At 64.0% G+C, this 18,728-nt stretch carries 17 protein-coding genes; all 17 read left to right on the plus strand.

What is annotated here, in order from left to right; genetic code table 11:
• Positions 1 to 140: 140 nt before the first annotated feature.
• The 17 genes from XH84_RS03555 (at position 141) to nuoN (ending at position 18,727) form a co-directional block, all read left to right on the plus strand.
• Complete coding sequence (locus XH84_RS03555; protein ID WP_164935979.1) at positions 141 to 2,402, plus strand: TonB-dependent siderophore receptor; 2,262 nt, start codon at positions 141 to 143, stop codon at positions 2,400 to 2,402.
• Positions 2,403 to 3,145: 743 nt separating this feature from the next.
• Complete coding sequence (locus XH84_RS03560) at positions 3,146 to 3,511, plus strand: NADH-quinone oxidoreductase subunit A (protein WP_008136158.1); 366 nt, start codon at positions 3,146 to 3,148, stop codon at positions 3,509 to 3,511.
• Positions 3,502 to 4,089, plus strand: coding sequence for a NuoB/complex I 20 kDa subunit family protein (locus XH84_RS03565; RefSeq protein WP_164935978.1), 588 nt, complete (start codon positions 3,502 to 3,504; stop codon positions 4,087 to 4,089). The genes XH84_RS03560 and XH84_RS03565 overlap by 10 nt, the downstream gene beginning before the upstream one ends.
• A gap of 11 nt (positions 4,090 to 4,100) precedes the next feature.
• On the plus strand, positions 4,101 to 4,715 hold the full coding sequence (locus tag XH84_RS03570) for an NADH-quinone oxidoreductase subunit C (protein ID WP_128917417.1): 615 nt from the start codon (positions 4,101 to 4,103) through the stop codon (positions 4,713 to 4,715).
• Between the two features lie 2 nt (positions 4,716 to 4,717).
• Complete coding sequence (locus tag XH84_RS03575; RefSeq protein WP_128917416.1) at positions 4,718 to 5,914, plus strand: NADH-quinone oxidoreductase subunit D; 1,197 nt, start codon at positions 4,718 to 4,720, stop codon at positions 5,912 to 5,914.
• Complete coding sequence (locus XH84_RS03580; protein ID WP_164935977.1) at positions 5,914 to 6,876, plus strand: FkbM family methyltransferase; 963 nt, start codon at positions 5,914 to 5,916, stop codon at positions 6,874 to 6,876. Before XH84_RS03575 ends, XH84_RS03580 begins: the two co-directional genes overlap by 1 nt.
• 12 nt (positions 6,877 to 6,888) lie before the next feature.
• A complete protein-coding gene (gene nuoE / locus XH84_RS03585; RefSeq protein WP_128917414.1) occupies positions 6,889 to 7,500 on the plus strand; it encodes an NADH-quinone oxidoreductase subunit NuoE in 612 nt (203 codons plus the stop codon).
• A gap of 30 nt (positions 7,501 to 7,530) precedes the next feature.
• Positions 7,531 to 7,695 carry a hypothetical protein gene (locus tag XH84_RS03590; RefSeq protein WP_128917733.1) on the plus strand — a complete coding sequence of 55 codons (165 nt, stop codon included), beginning with the start codon at positions 7,531 to 7,533 and terminating at the stop codon, positions 7,693 to 7,695.
• A 15-nt stretch (positions 7,696 to 7,710) separates the two neighbouring features.
• The gene (gene nuoF / locus XH84_RS03595) at positions 7,711 to 9,036 is read left to right on the plus strand and encodes an NADH-quinone oxidoreductase subunit NuoF (RefSeq protein ID WP_128917413.1); all 1,326 of its coding nucleotides are present in this window, start codon (positions 7,711 to 7,713) and stop codon (positions 9,034 to 9,036) included.
• 5 nt (positions 9,037 to 9,041) lie between these two features.
• Positions 9,042 to 11,117, plus strand: a complete 2,076-nt coding sequence (gene nuoG, locus XH84_RS03600; protein ID WP_128917412.1) for an NADH-quinone oxidoreductase subunit NuoG — start codon at positions 9,042 to 9,044, stop codon at positions 11,115 to 11,117.
• 10 nt (positions 11,118 to 11,127) lie between these two features.
• Positions 11,128 to 12,195, plus strand: coding sequence for an NADH-quinone oxidoreductase subunit NuoH (nuoH, locus tag XH84_RS03605; protein ID WP_128917411.1), 1,068 nt, complete (start codon positions 11,128 to 11,130; stop codon positions 12,193 to 12,195).
• A gap of 8 nt (positions 12,196 to 12,203) precedes the next feature.
• Positions 12,204 to 12,698 carry an NADH-quinone oxidoreductase subunit NuoI gene (nuoI, locus tag XH84_RS03610; protein ID WP_014494864.1) on the plus strand — a complete coding sequence of 165 codons (495 nt, stop codon included), beginning with the start codon at positions 12,204 to 12,206 and terminating at the stop codon, positions 12,696 to 12,698.
• Positions 12,699 to 12,707: 9 nt separating this feature from the next.
• Positions 12,708 to 13,346: an NADH-quinone oxidoreductase subunit J gene (locus XH84_RS03615; protein WP_128917410.1), complete on the plus strand. Its 639-nt coding sequence runs from the start codon at positions 12,708 to 12,710 to the stop codon at positions 13,344 to 13,346.
• The gene (nuoK, locus tag XH84_RS03620) at positions 13,343 to 13,651 is read left to right on the plus strand and encodes an NADH-quinone oxidoreductase subunit NuoK (protein ID WP_008547737.1); all 309 of its coding nucleotides are present in this window, start codon (positions 13,343 to 13,345) and stop codon (positions 13,649 to 13,651) included. Before XH84_RS03615 ends, nuoK begins: the two co-directional genes overlap by 4 nt.
• An 8-nt stretch (positions 13,652 to 13,659) precedes the next feature.
• A complete protein-coding gene (nuoL, locus tag XH84_RS03625; protein WP_128917409.1) occupies positions 13,660 to 15,759 on the plus strand; it encodes an NADH-quinone oxidoreductase subunit L in 2,100 nt (699 codons plus the stop codon).
• Positions 15,760 to 17,268 (plus strand): NADH-quinone oxidoreductase subunit M, encoded by a 1,509-nt coding sequence (locus tag XH84_RS03630; RefSeq protein WP_128917408.1) that lies wholly within the window; start codon positions 15,760 to 15,762, stop codon positions 17,266 to 17,268.
• Between the two features lie 22 nt (positions 17,269 to 17,290).
• A complete protein-coding gene (gene nuoN, locus XH84_RS03635) occupies positions 17,291 to 18,727 on the plus strand; it encodes an NADH-quinone oxidoreductase subunit NuoN (protein WP_128917407.1) in 1,437 nt (478 codons plus the stop codon).
• Position 18,728 lies beyond the last annotated feature (1 nt).

Genomic DNA, 18,728 nt, shown 5'->3' on the forward strand with positions numbered 1-18,728 from the left:
AGACCCCTTCTAAGAAGCTTTCAATTAGGGAATTTTCGCGCGCTCCCCTAAGCGTCGGCTTCAGGCGCATGCCGTCCGGGGACAGGCGGCATGACGCATCGAACATGCAGCTTTGGGGTGGCGCGTTGAACAGTCTTGGAATGCTGCGGTCGGCAATATTGGCGACCGCGTCCGCTTTGGTTTTGATGCCGCAGGCATCGCTTGCTCAATCTTCCGCGCACAGCGGCGCACAGAATCTACCGTCGGTGACCGTCACCGCGCCGGACGCCCGCCGCCGCGCGGCCACGATTCCTCAACGTCGTGCGCCGCGTGCATCGGTGCAGGCTGCCAACAGAACCAAGCCCCAACCGCTGCGCAATGCCGGTTTCGTCGAGACGCCGCGCGGTCCGGTGAACGGATACGTCGCTGGCCGCAGCTCGTCCGGCACCAAGACCGACACGCCGATCATGCAGACGCCGCAGGCGGTGTCGGTCATCGGCGCCGAGCAGATCCGCGACCAGAAGCCGAACAAGCTCGATGAGGTGCTGCGCTACACGGCCGGCGTGCGGGCAGGCACTTTCGGCACGGACACCCGCAACGATTGGTGGCTGATCCGCGGCTTCAAGTCCGAGGATATCGGCCTGTTCCTCGACGGCATGCAGCTGTTCTACACGTCCTATGCCAGCTGGAAGCTGCAGACTCCCAACATGGAGCGGGTCGAGGTGTTGCGCGGTCCGTCGGCGGTGCTTTACGGCGGATCAAGCCCGAGCGGCATCGTCAACGTGATCAGCAAGATCCCGCCGGCCGAGCCGATCCGCTACATCGAGGCCGGCGTCAACAATTTCGGCAATGCCTATGTCAGTTTCGACATGGGCGGCCCGGTCGCGACCGGCCCCGACAACGGCAAGCTGTTCGCGCGCGTGGTCGGCCAGGTCCAGAACGGCGGCACGCAGGTCAACTTCACGCCGGACAACAACTACTTCATCGCGCCGTCGTTTACGTGGAAGCCGGATGCCGACACGAGCTTCACGGTGCTGGCCTCGGCCTCGAAGCAGGATACCCGCGGCATCAACTTCCTGCCGTACCAGGGAACGGTGACCGCCGCGCCATTCGGCAAGATCCCCACCAGCTTCTTCGTCGGCGATCCCAGCGTCGACAAATTCACGCGCGAGCAGGAGATGCTGGGCTATCAGTTCGAGCGCAATCTTACTGACGACCTGACGTTCCGCCAGAACGCCCGCTTTGCGCATGTCGACATCAGCTATCGCGGCTATGTTGGAAGCGGCTACACGAACGCGACGACCGGCGACATCTTCCGCTACAATTGGTATGCGAAGGATACGGCCAATCAGGCCAATCTCGACAACCAGCTGGAATACCGCTTCAACACCGGGCCGGTGAAGCACACGATGCTGTTCGGCATCGACCTGAAGGGCTACCAGATCGATGACTATCAGGCCTTCAATTTCCTCGGCGTGCCGTCGATCAACGCCCTGAATCCGGTCTACGGCCTGGGCGATATTCCGATCACGGGCGCTCCGTTCAGGAATTTCCTCATCACGCAGAAGCAGGCCGGCACCTATCTGCAGGACCAGATGAAGCTCGGCAATTTCACGCTGGTGCTGAGCGGCCGCAACGACTGGGTCGAGACGACGCAGGAGGCGCGTGACACCGGCGCGACCGTCGGCAGCCGCGACGACAGCAGGTTCAGCGGCCGCGCCGGACTGATCTACAATTTCGACAACGGCATCGCGCCCTACGTGTCCTATTCGACCAGCTACAATCCGATCATCGGCCTCAATGCCCAAAACCAGCTGTTCTTGCCTGAGACCGGCAAGCAGGCCGAAATCGGCGTGAAGGTCGCGCCGGCGGGGTTCGATGGCTATTTCACCGTTTCGGCTTTCGACCTGGTCCGCCAGAACGTGACGACGACCACAGGAGCGGGCATCGTTCCGGTGCTGCAGAACCAGACCGGCGAGGTGACGTCGCGCGGCATCGAGCTGGAAGCGGTGGCCAATGTCACGCGTGAGCTGAAGCTGATCGGCGCCTTCACGTCCTATCATCTCTTCACCAGCAAGGACCTCGACCCGACCCTCGTCGGCAAGACGCCGACCAACACGCCCCAGCTTCTGGCGTCGGGGTGGGCCGACTACACCTTCAAGGAGGGACCGCTTGAGGGCTTCGGCTTCGGCGGCGGCGTGCGCTACATCGGCTCGTCCTGGGCGGATGCGGCAAACACCCTTGAGGTTCCCTCAGTCGTGCTCGGCGATCTCGCGCTCCACTACGAATGGCAGAACTGGCGTACCGCGCTGAACGTGATCAACCTGACCGACAAGGTCTACGTCGCGAGCTGCGCCTCGGCCACGTCATGCTTCTACGGCGACCGCCGGCGCGTCACCGCCAGCGTCTCCCACAAATGGTGAGGGATGGGCGAGGGGTAACATCGGTCGGGCCGGCCTGATCTCGGCCATCGTCCTGTCGCTGTCTGGACCGTCGCCGATCTTCGATCACGAGATAGATGAGCTCCCGGGCTATGCCCCCAAGCCTGAAGCTCATCCGGGCGCGGTGCGCGCGACGGCCCTTCACGTCGCCGCCGCCGCACTCGCGACCGATCGAACTGCACTATATCGCAAGACGAGGCCGTTCTCGCCGGAGGCAGGCCCGGTTCCGACGCGATGCATGGCTCGTCTCATGGCTCGTCTGACGACTTGCGCCTGTGGATAGGTGTCTTTGCTGCAACTTGTCTTGGCTCGTGGCCGCGACAGCGACTGGCCCTGGGCGTCGCTGCTCCCGGACACGGCCAGCCAATATGTCGCCGGGGTGACAGTCGGGGTTCCTGAGGTCGGCCTTATCCGGGTTTGCGTGCGCTGCCGCCCCCGAAAACCCGGCGTTTTTCTCGGGCGATGCATGGCAAAGCGCTGCCCTGGCCCGCTGCCGTAATCTCCGAACTGTTGCCCCTGCAAAACCGGCCGCCGCCCTTGCTGGCCTTGCCGATCTGCTCCATACCAGCGCGGGGTGATTCCGGGGTTTTCACCGTTCTGGGAGCGGCAAAAGGGCCTGAAACGAGCGTGTCTTGCGCCCATTGGTGCACTGCGCTAAGGCTCAGAACAATTCCAAATCGGACGAATCCGTGGCTGTCCCGAGGCTGCGGGAAAAAGGGCTCGCCATGAGCGGCATTCTGCAGAACTATCTTCCACTCGTCGTCTTTATAGGAGTAGCGGGCCTGATCGGCCTGGTGCTGCTGATCGCGCCCTTCATCGTGGCGTTCCAGCAGCCGGATCCGGAAAAGCTGTCGGCGTATGAGTGCGGTTTCAACGCCTTCGACGACGCGCGCATGAAGTTCGACGTCCGCTTCTATCTGGTCGCCATCCTCTTCATCATCTTCGACCTCGAGGTGGCGTTCCTGTTTCCCTGGGCGGTGGCGTTCGGCAAGCTTGGCGCGACCGGCTTCTGGTCCATGGTGGTGTTCCTCGCCGTGCTGACGGTCGGGTTCGCCTATGAATGGAAGAAGGGAGCACTCGAATGGGATTGAACCCTGCAGCGTCCACGGGTCCGGCCCTCGCGCCGGCCCCCAAGGGCATCCTGGACCCGTCGACCGGCAAGCCGGTCGGGGCTAATGATCCGTTCTTCCTCGAGGTCAATTCCGAGCTGTCCGACAAGGGCTTCTTCGTGGCCGCGACCGACGACCTCATCACCTGGGCGCGCACCGGCTCCCTGATGTGGATGACCTTCGGTCTCGCCTGCTGCGCGGTCGAGATGATGCAGGTGTCGATGCCGCGCTACGACGTCGAGCGCTTCGGCTTCGCGCCGCGTGCCTCGCCGCGCCAGTCCGACGTGATGATCGTCGCAGGGACCTTGACCAACAAGATGGCGCCCGCGCTGCGCAAGGTCTACGACCAGATGCCCGAGCCGCGCTACGTCATTTCGATGGGCTCCTGCGCCAATGGCGGCGGCTATTATCACTATTCCTATTCGGTCGTGCGCGGCTGCGACCGCATCGTGCCGATCGACATCTACGTGCCGGGCTGCCCGCCCACGGCGGAAGCGCTGCTCTACGGCGTGCTGCTGCTGCAGAAGAAGATCCGGCGCACCGGCACCATCGAACGCTAAGGTTTTACGTCATGGACGACGCCAAGCTCGACGCCCTGGGGCAGACGATCGTTAGCGCGCTTCCGGGCGCCGCCACCGGTCATTCGGTCGCCTTCAACCAGCTGACGGTTGATGTCGAGGCCAGCAAGATCGTCGAGGTGGTCAAGTACCTCCGCGACGACCCGAACTGCCGCTTCGTCAACTTCACCGACATCACGGCCGCCGACTATCCGTCGCGCGAGAAGCGCTTCGACGTGATCTATCACTTCCTGTCACCGACGCTGAACGCGCGGATCCGGCTCAAGGCCCAGGCCGATGAGACGACGCAGGTGCCCTCGCTGATTGAATTGTTCCCCGGCGCCGACTGGTTCGAGCGCGAGGCCTACGATCTCTACGGCGTGTTCTTCGTCGGCCATCCCGACATGCGCCGCATCCTCACCGATTACGGGTTCGAGGGGCATCCGCTGCGCAAGGATTTCCCGACCACCGGTTTCGTCGAGGTCCGCTACGACGACCAGGAGAAGCGGGTGGTGTACGAGCCGGTCCGGCTCAACCAGGAATTCCGCAAGTTCGACTTTTTGTCGCCGTGGGAAGGGGCGGACTATCCGGTCCTCCCGGGGGATGAAAAAGCGGGGCCGAAGGTCTGACCATGAACGAGCAACCCGAGCAGCTTCGCAATTTTACCATCAACTTCGGGCCGCAACATCCGGCGGCGCATGGCGTTCTACGTCTTGTGCTCGAATTGGATGGTGAGGTCGTCGCGCGCGTCGATCCGCATATCGGCCTGCTTCATCGCGGCACCGAAAAACTGATCGAGCAGAAGACCTACCTGCAGGCGATCCCGTATTTCGACCGGCTCGACTACGTCGCGCCGATGAACCAGGAGCACGCCTTCTGCCTAGCCGCCGAGAAGCTGCTCGGCATCGAGGTGCCGCGCCGCGGCCAGCTGATCCGCGTGCTCTATTGCGAGATCGGCCGCATCCTGTCGCACCTGCTCAACGTCACCACGCAGGCGATGGACGTCGGTGCGCTGACCCCGCCGCTGTGGGGCTTCGAAGAGCGCGAAAAGCTGATGGTGTTCTACGAGCGCGCCTCGGGCAGCCGTATGCACGCGGCCTATTTCCGCGTCGGCGGCGTGCATCAGGATCTGCCGCAGAAGCTGGTCGACGACATCGAGGCCTGGTGCGATCCGTTCCTGAAAGTCGTGGACGATCTCGACCGCCTGCTCACCGCCAACCGCATCTTCAAGCAGCGCAACGTCGACATCGGCGTGGTGCCGCTGAAGGAAGCCTGGGAGTGGGGCTTCTCGGGCGTGATGGTGCGCGGCTCGGGCGCGGCCTGGGACCTGCGCAAGGCGCAGCCCTATGAGTGCTACGCCGAGATGGACTTCGACATTCCGATCGGCAAGAACGGCGACTGCTACGACCGCTACCTGATCCGCATGGAAGAGATGCGCCAGTCTGTGCGCATCATGAAGCAGTGCATCCAGAAGCTGAACGCGCCTGAGGGCAAGGGCCCCGTCGTCGTCGCCGACAACAAGGTGGCGCCGCCGCGCCGTGGCGAGATGAAGCGCTCGATGGAAGCGCTGATCCACCACTTCAAGCTCTACACCGAGGGCGTCCACGTGCCGGCCGGCGAAATCTACGCCGCGGTCGAGGCGCCCAAGGGCGAGTTCGGCGTCTATCTGATCTCCGACGGCACCAACAAGCCCTACAAGTGCAAGATCCGCGCGCCGGGCTTTGCCCATCTGCAGGCCATGGACCACATCTGCCGCGGCCATCTGCTCGCGGACGTCTCGGCGATCCTGGGCTCACTCGACATCGTGTTCGGAGAGGTCGATCGGTGATGGCGCAGGCGCCAATCCAGTTTGACCGTGCCTCGGGCGCCCTGGAAGGGGCCAACCTGTGGGAGCGGACGGCTGCCTTGGCGCTGGTGACGGGGTCAAAGATCTCCTCGCACTTCTCGCATATGGGCTACATCGCCTGCGCGAATTTGCTGCGGAAGACGCTGCCCGAGCGCAACATCGCGATCAGGCTCAATCCCGACGCCGTGTTCGAATTCCCATATGGCGACGGCTATTGGAGCAAGCTGCTCAACCGTTCCTACAATTACGAGGACGAGCTCGAGCTGTTGTTCGCCGACTCCATCGACGTCGACTACACGCTGCTCGATTGCGGCGCCAATTACGGCTACTGGTCGGTGCTGGTGTCGAGCAAGCCGTTCGGCTCGCACAAGGCGATCGCGATCGAGCCGTCGGGGCAGAACTATCCGAAGCTCGCCAACAACGCCCGCGTCAACGGCGATCGTTTCGAGACCATGAAATGCGCGATCGGCGCCGCCCGCGGCACCGCGCGGCTGTCCGGCACCAAGCACGAAGCCTTCAGCATCGCCGGCGATCCTTCGGCGGGCGGTGAGGAAGTGCCGGTCATCTCGCTCGACAATCTGATCGAGGGCGGCACGATCGCGGCCACCGGCAAGTATCTGATCAAGCTCGACGTCGAGGGCGTCGAGATCGAGGCGATCAAGGGCGGCGTGCGGCTGCTCCAGGCCGACAGCGTCATCATGTGCGAGGAGCACGGCAGCGACCGCTCCCATGCGGTGTCGCGCTTCATCCTCGAACAGACCCCGCTGAAGCTGATCGTGTTCGATCCGCGCAGCAAACGGATGGAGACCGTGACCGAGCTGTCGATCCTCGACCGCATCAAGGTCTCAACCCACGTCGGCTACAACGTTTTCGGCACCGCAAGCGCATTCTGGCAGGACAGGATCGAAGCCCTGAATGCCAAAACCGCGCGCCGCATGCAGTGAGAGATTGAAGAGATGTCCGTTCGTCGATTAGCACCGAAGGAAGTCCAGCCCGCGAGCTTCGCGTTCACGGAGGAGAACCTCGCGTTCGCCAAGCAGCAGATCGCGAAATATCCGGCCGGCCGGCAAGCTTCCGCCGTCATCGCCATTCTTTGGCGCGCGCAGGAGCAGCACGACGGCTGGGTCTCGGAAGCCGCGATCCGCGTCATCGCCGACATGCTCGACATGCCCTATATCCGCGTGCTCGAGGTTGCGACCTTCTACACGATGTTCCAGCTCGCCCCCGTCGGCAAGAAGGCCCACGTCCAGGTCTGCGGCACCACGCCGTGCCGGTTGCGCGGCGCCGAGGATCTGATCCACGTCTGCGAGCACCGCATCCATCACGAGCCCTTCCAGCTGTCCAAGGACGGCAATTTCAGCTGGGAAGAGGTGGAGTGCCTGGGCGCCTGCGTGAACGCGCCGATGGTGCTGATCGGCAAGGACACCTATGAGGACCTGACCAAGGAGAGCTTCGGCAAGGTGCTCGACGGCTTCGCCTCGGGCAATCCGCCCAAGCCCGGTCCGCAGAACGGCCGCCAGTTCTCGGCGCCGATCACCGGGCCGACCACGCTCAAGGAGATCACCTGATGCGTGATCTCTCGTCAGGGGAGCGGTGCCATGAAGAACTGGGGCTTCATCGCGATGCACGCCAGCGTCGCGGCTGCTTTCATCTTCCTGCTGCAGCGTTTCGGCCTGAACGCGTCGCTGGAATCCAGTCTGCTCTGGGCGCTGACCTTCGCCGTCTGCGCCGCCGGACTTGCCTACAAGCAGTCGAATCGTTGATCGGAAAGCACTGATATGCTCGAGGACAAGGACCGCATCTTCAAGAACCTCTACGGCCTCCATGATTGGGGGCTCGAGGGTGCGCGCCGTCGCGGCGCCTGGGATGGCACCAAGAACATCATCGACAAGGGCCGCGACTGGATCATCAACGAGATGAAGGCGTCGGGCCTGCGCGGCCGCGGCGGCGCCGGCTTCCCGACCGGCCTGAAATGGTCCTTCATGCCGAAGGAATCGACCGACGGCCGGCCGAGCTATCTCGTCGTCAACGCCGACGAATCCGAGCCCGGCACCTGCAAGGATCGCGAGATCATGCGGCACGATCCGCATCTCCTGATCGAGGGCTGCCTGATCGCGAGCTGCGCGATGAACGCGCACGCCTGCTACATCTACGTCCGTGGCGAGTTCATCCGCGAGCGCGAGCATCTCCAGGCCGCGATCGACCAGGCCTATGAGGCCAAGCTGGTCGGCAAGGACAACGTCAACGGCTGGCCGTTCGACATCTACGTCGCGCACGGCGCCGGCGCCTATATCTGCGGCGAGGAAACCGCGCTGCTCGAAAGTCTCGAAGGCAAGAAGGGCCAGCCGCGGCTGAAGCCGCCGTTCCCGGCCAATGTCGGCCTGTTCGGCTGCCCGACCACCGTCAACAACGTCGAGTCCATTGCGGTGGCGCCCGACATCCTGCGCCGCGGCGCGGCCTGGTTCGCCGGCATCGGCCGGCCGAACAATGTCGGCACCAAGTTGTTCTGCATCTCCGGCCATGTCGAGCGGCCCTGCAACGTCGAAGAAGCCATGGGCATTCCGTTCCGTGAGCTGATCGACAAGCATTGCGGCGGTATCCGCGGCGGCTGGAACAACCTCAAGGCCGTGATCCCCGGCGGCTCGTCGGTGCGCATGGTGCCGGCCGAGCAGATCATCGACACGCCGATGGACTTCGACTCCTTGAGCAAGCTGCGCTCGGGCCTCGGCACCGCGGCCGTGATCGTGATGGACAAGTCCACCGACCTGATCCGTGCGATTGCCCGCATCTCCTATTTCTACAAGCACGAGAGCTGCGGCCAGTGCACGCCGTGCCGCGAGGGCACCGGGTGGATGTGGCGCGTCTTGACCCGCATGGCCGAGGGCCGCGCCCACAAGCGCGAGATCGACATGCTGCTCGAGGTGACCAAGCAGGTCGAAGGCCACACCATCTGCGCGCTCGGCGACGCGGCGGCATGGCCGATCCAGGGTCTGATCGCGCATTTCCGTCACGAGATCGAAGCGCGCATCGACCAATATTCGCATAGGGCTGACATTGACGATATCGGCGTCCGCGATCCCGTGAACATGGTCGCGGCGGAGTAAGAGACATGACCAAGCTCATCATCGACGGCAAAGAGATCGATGTGCCCGCCGAGTACACGCTGCTTCAGGCGTGCGAGGCGGCCGGCGCCGAGATTCCGCGCTTCTGTTATCACGAGCGGCTGTCGATCGCCGGCAATTGCCGGATGTGCCTCGTCGAAGTGAAGGGCGGTCCGAAGCCGGTCGCAAGCTGCGCCTGGAGCGTGCGCGACTGCCGTCCGGGCCCCAAGGGCGAGCCGCCGGAAATCTCGACGCGTTCGCCGATGGTGAAGAAGGCGCGCGAAGGCGTGATGGAATTCCTTCTGATCAACCATCCGCTGGACTGCCCGATCTGCGACCAGGGCGGCGAGTGCGATCTGCAGGACCAGGCGATGGGCTATGGTGTCGATACCAGCCGCTTCGCCGAGAACAAGCGCGCCGTCGAGGACAAATATCTCGGTGCGCTGGTCAAGACCTCGATGAACCGCTGCATCCAGTGCACGCGCTGCGTCCGCTTCTCGGCAGAAGTCGCCGGCGCCCCTGAAATGGGCGCGACGGGGCGCGGCGAGGACATGGAGATCACGACCTATCTCGAGCACGCGCTGACCTCGGAATTGCAGGGCAATCTCGTCGACATCTGCCCGGTCGGCGCCCTGACCTCGAAGCCCTATGCCTTCGCGGCGCGTCCGTGGGAGCTCGGCAAGACCCAGTCGATCGACGTGATGGATGGCGTGGGCTCGGCGATCCGCGTCGACACCCGCGGCCGCGAGGTGATGCGCATCCTGCCGCGCATCAACGAAGCCGTGAACGAGGAGTGGATCTCCGACAAGACCCGCCACGTCGTCGACGGCCTGCGTACCCAGCGGCTCGACCGGCCCTATATCCGCGAAGCCGGCAAGCTGCGCGCTGCGAGCTGGCAGGAGGCCTTTGCCGCGATCGCCTCGAAGGCGGCCCGCACCGACGGCAAGCGCATCGGCGCGATCGCCGGCGATCTCGCCGGTGTCGAGGAAATGTTCGCGCTGAAGGATCTGCTCGCCAAGTTCGGCTCCGGCAATCTGGCGGTGCAGGGCGGCGACGCCTTCGACCCCGCGCTTGGCCGCGGCTCCTACATCTTCAACCCGACGCTGGCGGGCGTCGAGCAGGCCGATGCGCTGCTCATCATCGGCGCCAATCCGCGCAAGGAGGCGGCCGTGTTCAACGCCCGCATCCGCAAGCGCTGGCGCGCCGGTGGCTTCAAGATCGGCGTGATCGGGGCCAAGGCCGATCTGACCTACGATTACGATCACCTCGGCGCGGGCACCGAGACGCTCAGTGAGCTCGCGGCCGGCAAGCACTCCTTCATGGACGTGCTGAAGAACGCCAAGAATCCGATCATCCTGGTCGGCGCGGGCGCAGCCTCGCGCCACGACGGCGCGGCCATCCTCGCAGCGAGCGCCAAGCTCGCGCTCGACGTCGGCGCAGTCAAGGACGGCTGGACCGGCTTCGGCGTGCTGCACGAGACGGCCTCGCGGGTCGGTGCGCTCGATATCGGCTTCTCCGCAACGGGCGGGGGACTGAACGGCGCGCAGATGACGACGTTCGGTACGCTCGACCTGCTGTTCCTGCTGGGGGCCGACGAGATCAACGCGCCGGATGGCACCTTCGTCGTCTATATCGGCACCCATGGAGACCGTGGCGCGCATCGCGCCGACGTGATCCTGCCGGCGGCGGCCTATACCGAGAAGTCCGCGATCTACGTCAACACCGAAGGCCGCGTGCAGATGACGGGCCGCGCCGCGTTCCCGCCGGGCGAAGCCCGCGAGGACTGGGCGATCGTCCGCGCGCTGTCGGAGGCGCTCGGCAAGAAGCTCGGCTACGACTCGCTGGCGCAGCTGCGCCAGGCGATCTTCAAGGCCGTGCCGCATCTGATCCGTCTCGACCAGATCGAGGCCGGCTCTGCCGACCAGATCAAGAAGCTGGCGGGGAAGGGCGGCTCGCCGGAAAAGGCGCCGTTCAAGCCGCTGGTCGAGGACTTCTACCTGACCAACCCAATCGCGCGTGCGTCCGCCGTGATGGCGGAATGCTCGCGCCTCGCCTCCGGGCACATGCTGACCGCAGCGGAGTGAGCGTGATCTGATGGAATTCTTCGAAAGCGCATTCTGGACCGGTTTCCTCTGGCCGCTGATCATCATGATCGCGGAGAGCGTCTTGGTGCTCGTCGTCCTCCTGGTGGCGATCGCCTACATCCTGCTTGCCGACCGCAAGATCTGGGCGGCAGTGCAAATCCGGCGCGGCCCGAACGTGGTCGGCCCCTGGGGCCTGTTCCAGTCCTTCGCCGACCTTCTGAAGTTCGTGCTGAAGGAGCCGATCATTCCGGCCGGCGCCAACAAGGGCGTCTTCCTGCTGGCGCCGCTGGTGTCCTGTGTGCTCGCGCTCGCGGCCTGGGCGGTGATCCCGACCAATCTCGGCTGGGTGATCTCCGACATCAATGTCGGCATCCTCTTCATCTTCGCGATCTCGTCGCTGTCGATCTACGGCATCATCATGGCCGGCTGGTCGTCGAACTCGAAATACCCGTTCCTCGCCGCGCTGCGCTCGGCGGCGCAGATGGTGTCTTATGAAGTCTCGATCGGCTTCGTCATCATCACGGTCCTGCTCTGCGCCGGCACGCTGAACCTCTCGGCCGTGGTCGAGGCCCAGCATGCGCGCGGTCTCGCCAGCCTGATCGGGCTGCCGCAGCTCACCATCCTGAACTGGTACGTCTGGCCGCTGTTCCCGATGTTCGTGGTGTTCTACGTCTCGGCGCTGGCAGAGACCAACCGCCCGCCGTTCGACCTCGTCGAAGCGGAATCCGAGCTCGTCGCGGGCTTCATGGTCGAATACGGCTCGACCCCGTACCTGCTGTTCATGCTCGGCGAGTATGTCGCGATCGTCACGATGTGCGCGATGGCCACGATCCTGTTCCTCGGGGGCTGGCTGCCGCCGGTCGACCTGCCGCCCTTCAACTGGGTGCCTGGCATCATCTGGTTCTCGCTGAAACTGTTCTTCATGTTCTTCCTGTTCGCGATGGCAAAGGCGATCGTGCCGCGCTACCGCTACGACCAACTGATGCGCCTGGGCTGGAAGGTGTTCCTGCCGCTGTCGCTGGCGATGGTGGTCGTGGTGGCTGGTGTGCTGCATTTCGCCGGCATCGCGCCGAAGTGAGGGCCGTCATGGGTATCAACGTCAACGCCACTGCACGCTCGCTTCTGCTGTCGGAATTCGTCTCGGCGTTCTTCCTCGCCATGCGCTATTTCTTCCAGCCGAAACCGACGCTGAACTATCCGTTCGAGAAGGGCCCGATCTCGCCGCGCTTCCGCGGCGAGCACGCGCTGCGCCGCTATCCGAACGGCGAAGAGCGCTGCATCGCCTGCAAGCTGTGCGAGGCGATCTGCCCGGCGCAGGCCATCACCATCGAGGCCGGCCCGCGCCGCAACGACGGTACCCGCCGCACCGTGCGCTACGACATCGACATGGTGAAGTGCATCTATTGCGGCCTCTGCCAGGAGGCCTGTCCGGTCGACGCCATCGTCGAAGGTCCGAACTTCGAGTTCGCGACCGAGACCCGCGAGGAACTGTTCTATGACAAGGCCAAGCTGCTCGCCAATGGCGACCGCTGGGAACGCGAGATCGCGAAAGCGATCGAGCTCGACGCGCCGTACCGGTGAGGTGAGGGCATGATCCTTCCCGCGCTGTTCTTCTATCTGTTCGCCGGCATCTGCGTCGCCTCGGCCGTGATGGTGATTGTCTCGCGCAATCCCGTGCACTCCGTGCTGTACCTGATCCTGGCCTTCGTCAACGCCTCCGGCCTGTTCGTGCTGATGGGCGCCGAGTTCCTCGGCATGATGCTGATCGTCGTCTATGTCGGCGCGGTCGCGGTGCTGTTCCTGTTCGTGATCATGATGCTCGACGTCGACTTCCTCGAGCTGCGCGAGGGCTTCATCGAATATCTGCCGGTCGGCCTCGTGATCGGCGGCATTTTCCTGTTCGAGCTGCTGCTCACCGTCGGCTTCTGGGTGATCAATCCCGGCGTCTCCAAGACGATCACGGCGGCGATCCCGACCAACGTCTCGAACACCGAGGCGCTCGGCCTCGTGCTCTATACGAAGTACATCCACTACTTCCAGCTCGCGGGCATGGTGCTGCTGGTCGCCATGATCGGCGCCATCGTGCTGACGCTGCGCCACAAGGCGAGCGTGAAGCGGCAGGACATCAACGTTCAGAACGCGCGCACGCCCGACATGGCGATGGCGATGCGCAAGGTGGCGCCGGGGCAGGGCCTCTCGGATGCCGACGCGGCGGAGTGGGTGAAATGACGATCGGGCTCGGACATTATCTGGCGGTCGGCGCGATCCTGTTCACACTCGGGATCCTCGGCATCTTCCTGAACCGCAAGAACATCATCGTCATCCTGATGTCGATCGAGCTGATCCTGCTCTCGGTCAACATCAACCTCGTGGCATTCTCGACCTTCCTCGGCGATATCGTCGGCCAGGTCTTCGCGCTGCTGGTGCTCACCGTCGCGGCGGCCGAAGCCGCGATCGGTCTTGCCATCCTGGTGGTCTATTTCCGCAACCGCGGCTCGATCGCGGTTGAGGACGTCAATCTGATGAAGGGCTGAGCTCTCAAATGGTTCAGGCAATCGTTTTCCTGCCTCTGCTGGGCGCCATTCTGGCCGGCCTGATCGCGCTGTTCGGCGCGCATGCCCGCAACCCCTCGGGCGATACGGTCGAGCACCACGGCGACCACGGCCATGGCGCGCACGCCCATGCGTCCGATACGATCAACGAGGACGCCTCGGTCATCCACGAGAGCCACCACGAGCCCGGCGACGGGCATGATGGCCATGGTCCGGCCGAGCCGCCGGCGGCGGGCTCGCGCGGTGCCGAGCTGATCACGACGGGGCTGCTGTTCGTCTCGGCCGCGCTGTCCTGGATGACGCTGGTCGATGTCGGCTTCATGCACCATGACGCCCGCATTCAGCTCTTGCCCTGGATCTTCTCCGGCGACCTCCAGGTCTGGTGGACGCTCCGGGTCGACACGCTCACCGCCGTGATGCTGGTGGTGGTGACGACCGTGTCCTCGCTCGTGCACCTCTATTCCATCGGCTACATGGACGAGGATCCGAACCGGCCGCGTTTCTTCGGTTATCTCTCGCTGTTCACCTTCGCCATGCTGATGCTGGTGACGGCGGACAACCTGGTGCAGCTGTTCTTCGGCTGGGAAGGCGTGGGTCTGGCGAGCTATCTCTTGATCGGCTTTTGGTACCAGAAGCCCTCGGCGAATGCGGCGGCGATCAAGGCTTTCGTGGTCAACCGCGTCGGCGACTTTGGTTTTGCGCTCGGCATCTTCGCGATCTTCATGCTGGTCGGCTCGACCGATTTCGAGACGATCTTCCATGCCGCGCCCGGCCTCACCGGCAAGACCATCAACTTCCTCGGCTGGCACGTTGACGCGCTGACCCTGACCTGCCTCCTGCTGTTCATGGGCGCCATGGGCAAGTCGGCGCAGTTCCTGCTGCACACCTGGTTGCCGGACGCGATGGAAGGCCCGACGCCTGTGTCGGCGCTGATCCACGCCGCGACCATGGTCACCGCCGGCGTCTTCATGGTGGCGCGCCTGTCGCCGCTGTTCGAGCTTGCCCCGACCGCTCAGGCCGTCGTGATGTTCTTCGGCGCGACCACGGCGTTCTTCGCGGCGACCATCGGCCTCGTCCAGAACGACATCAAGCGCATCGTCGCGTATTCGACCTGTTCGCAGCTCGGCTACATGTTCGTGGCGATGGGAGCAGGGGCCTATTCCGTCGGCATGTTCCATCTGTTCACGCACGCCTTCTTCAAGGCGCTGCTGTTCCTGGGCTCCGGCTCGGTGATCTACGCGATGCACCACGAGCAGGACGTCCGCAACATGGGCGGCCTCTGGAGGAAGATCCCCTACACCTATGCGGTGATGGTGGTCGGCACGCTGGCGCTGACCGGCTTCCCGCTCACCGCCGGCTACTTCTCCAAGGACGCGATCATCGAGTCCGCCTATGCCTCGCATATTCCATTTGCGATGTACGGCTTCCTGATGACGGTCATCGCCGCCGGCCTGACCTCGTTCTACTCCTGGCGCCTGATCTTCAAGACCTTCCATGGCGAGCCGCATGACGAGCATCATTACGAGGCCGCGCATGAGGCTCCGCTCTGGATCCTGATCCCGATCGGCGTGCTCGCGGTCGGGTCCATCGTTGCCGGCTTCCCGTTCAAGGAGCTGTTCGCCGGCCACGGCGTCGAAGAGTTCTTCCGCGAGTCCGTGAAGATGAACCCGCACATCATCGAGGAGATGCACCACATCCCCGAGACCATCGCCTTCCTGCCGACGGTGATGATGGTGCTGGGCTTCCTCGTCTCGTACCTGTTCTATATCCGCCGGCCTTACATCCCCGTGCAGCTCGCAAAAGAGCAGCCGATGCTGTACCAGTTCCTGCTCAACAAATGGTACTTCGACGAGCTCTACGACCTCATCTTCGTCCGTCCGGCGAAGTGGATCGGCTACCAGCTCTGGAAGAAGGGCGACGGCTTCATCATCGACGGCTTCGGCCCCGACGGCGTCTCGGCTCGCGTGCTGGACGTCACCCGCAACGTCGTGAAGATCCAAACCGGCTATCTCTACCACTACGCGTTCGCCATGCTGATCGGTGTCGCCGGCCTGATCACCTGGTTCATGTTCGGCTTTGGAGGCCAGTAAATGACAACCTGGCCCATCCTTTCGGTTACGACGTTCCTGCCGGTCGTCGGCGCGCTGATCGTCTATCTCAGCCGCGGCGATGACGAGGCGGCCAAGCGCAACTCGCGCTGGATCGCGCTCTGGACCACGCTGATCACCTTCGCGGTGTCGGTGATCCTGGTCATGCGTTTCGACCCTGCCAATCCCGACTTCCAGTTCGTCGAGAAGGCGAACTGGCTCGCGACCGGCATCACCTACCACATGGGCGTCGACGGCATCTCGCTGCCGCTCGTGATCCTGACCACCGCCGTAATGCCGTTCTGCATTATCGCAAGCTGGAAGGCGATCACCAGCCGCGTCCGCGAATACATGATGGCGTTCCTGATCCTGGAAACGCTGATGATCGGCACCTTCTCGGCGCTCGATCTCGTGCTGTTCTATCTGTTCTTCGAAGGCGGCCTGATCCCGATGTTCCTGATCATCGGCGTCTGGGGCGGACCGCGCAGGGTCTATGCGTCGTTCAAGTTCTTCCTCTACACGCTGCTCGGCTCGGTGCTGATGCTGCTCGCCATCATGGCGTTGTACTGGAACGGCGGCACCACGGACATTCCGACCCTGATGCACACTGCCGTGCCGCGGTCGTTGCAGACCTGGGCCTGGCTCGCTTTCTTCGCCTCCTTCGCGGTGAAGATGCCGATGTGGCCAGTGCACACCTGGCTCCCCGACGCCCACGTCGAGGCGCCGACGGCGGGCTCGGTGGTCCTGGCCGCGATCCTTCTGAAGATGGGCGGCTACGGCTTCCTGCGCTTCTCGCTGCCGATGTTCCCATTGGCCTCGCATGACTTCGCGCCGCTGATCTTCACGCTCTCCGCCATTGCCATCATCTACACCTCGCTGGTGGCGCTGATGCAAGATGACATGAAGAAGCTGATCGCGTACTCCTCGGTCGCTCACATGGGCTTCGTCACCATGGGCATCTTCGCCGGCACCATGCAGGGCGTCGCCGGCGGCGTGTTCCAGATGATCTCGCACGGCATCGTCTCCGGCGCGCTGTTCCTCTGCGTCGGCATCGTCTACGACCGCCTGCACACCCGCGAGATCGCGGCCTATGGCGGCCTCGTCAACCGGATGCCGCTCTACGCGATGACCTTCATGGTCTTCACCATGGCCAATGTCGGTCTGCCCGGCACCAGCGGCTTCGTCGGCGAGTTCATGACGCTGATCGGCACCTTCAAGGTCTCGATCCCGACGGCGTTCTTCGCCAGCTTCGGCGTGATCCTGTCGGCGGCCTATGCGCTGTGGCTCTACCGCAAGGTCGTGTTCGGCGCGCTGGTCAAGCCGTCGCTGGCGAGCATGAAGGATCTCACCTTGCGGGAGTGTGTGATTCTGTTCCCAATGATCGCGCTGACGATCCTGTTCGGCGTCTATCCGAAGCCGGTGCTCGACATGTCGGCCGCCTCGGTCCAGCAACTCGTCAACAATTACAACACCGCTGTGACGGCCGTGAAGGCCGCCGCACTGCTCCATTGATCGGGCAGGTCAGGATATCGCCATGAGCTTTGAGACTGCAGGTTATCAACTGGCGCCGGTGCTGCCCGAGATCGTGCTCGCGATCGGCGCCATGGCTCTGCTGATGTTGGGAGCCTATCGCGGGCAGGGGACGACCGGTGCGGTCACCTCGCTGGCGGTGGTGCTCCTGGTCGTGGTCGGCGTGCTCGAATATATGCTGCCCGCGGGCAAGCAGGTGACCTTCGGCGGCAGCTTCATCGTCGACGATTTTGCCCGCTTCATGAAGATCCTGGCCCTGATCGGCTCGGCGGTGACGCTGATCCTGTCGACCGAGTTCCTGTCCGACCCGTCGCGCCGCATCTTCGAATATGCCATCCTGGTGCTGCTCTCGACGCTCGGCATGATGGTGTTGATCTCGGCCGGCGACTTGATCTCGCTCTATCTCGGCCTCGAACTGATGTCGCTCGCGCTCTATGTCGTCGCGGCCTCGAACCGTGACAACGCCAAGTCGACCGAAGCCGGACTGAAGTACTTCGTGCTCGGCGCGCTGTCCTCGGGCATGCTGCTCTACGGCGCCTCGCTGATCTACGGCTTCACCGGCACGGTCAGCTTCACCGGCATCGCCTCGGCCGTAACGGTCTCGAATATCGGCCTCGTGTTCGGCTTGGTCTTCCTGCTCGCCGGCCTCTGCTTCAAGATCTCGGTGGTGCCGTTCCACATGTGGACGCCGGACGTGTATGAAGGTGCCCCGACCCCGGTCACCGCCTTCTTCGCCTCGGCGCCGAAGGTGGCAGCGCTCGCCGTCTTCACCCGCGTCACGCTGACGGCATTCCCGGGCATCGTCTCGCAGTGGCAGCAGATCCTGGTGTTCGTGGCGATCGCCTCGATGGCGCTCGGCGCATTCGCGGCGATCGGCCAGAGCAACATCAAGCGCCTGATGGCGTACTCCTCGATCGGCCATATGGGCTTCGCGCTGGTCGGTCTTGCCTCCGGCACCGTCGAGGGCGCGCAGGGCGTCTTGATGTACATCGTGATCTATGTCGCGATGACGCTGGGCTCGTTCTCGATCATCCTCGCCATGCGCCGCAACGGCCAGGCCGTCGAGCAGATCAGCGATTTCGCCGGCCTGTCGCGGACCAATCCGCTGCTCGCCTTCATGTTCGCGATGCTGCTGTTCTCGCTCGCCGGCGTCCCGCCGCTCGCCGGCTTCTTCGCCAAATGGTACGTCTTCGTCGCCGCGATCAAGGCGAACCTGTTCACGCTCGCCGTCATCGGTGTGCTGACCAGCGTGGTCGGCGCCTACTACTACCTCGCCATCGTCAAGACGATGTATTTCGACGAGCCGGCCGGTCAGGTCGATCCAGTGCGCGTCGAGGTGAAGACGGTGCTGGCGGTCGCGGGCCTGTTCAACATCCTGTTCGCGCTGTTCGCAGGTCCCGTGGTGAGCGTCGCCTCCGCCGCCGCAAAGTCGCTGTTTTAGG

Origin of the sequence: Bradyrhizobium nanningense (assembly GCF_004114535.1) — a bacterium.
GTDB classification, from domain to species: Bacteria; Pseudomonadota; Alphaproteobacteria; order Rhizobiales; family Xanthobacteraceae; genus Bradyrhizobium; species Bradyrhizobium nanningense.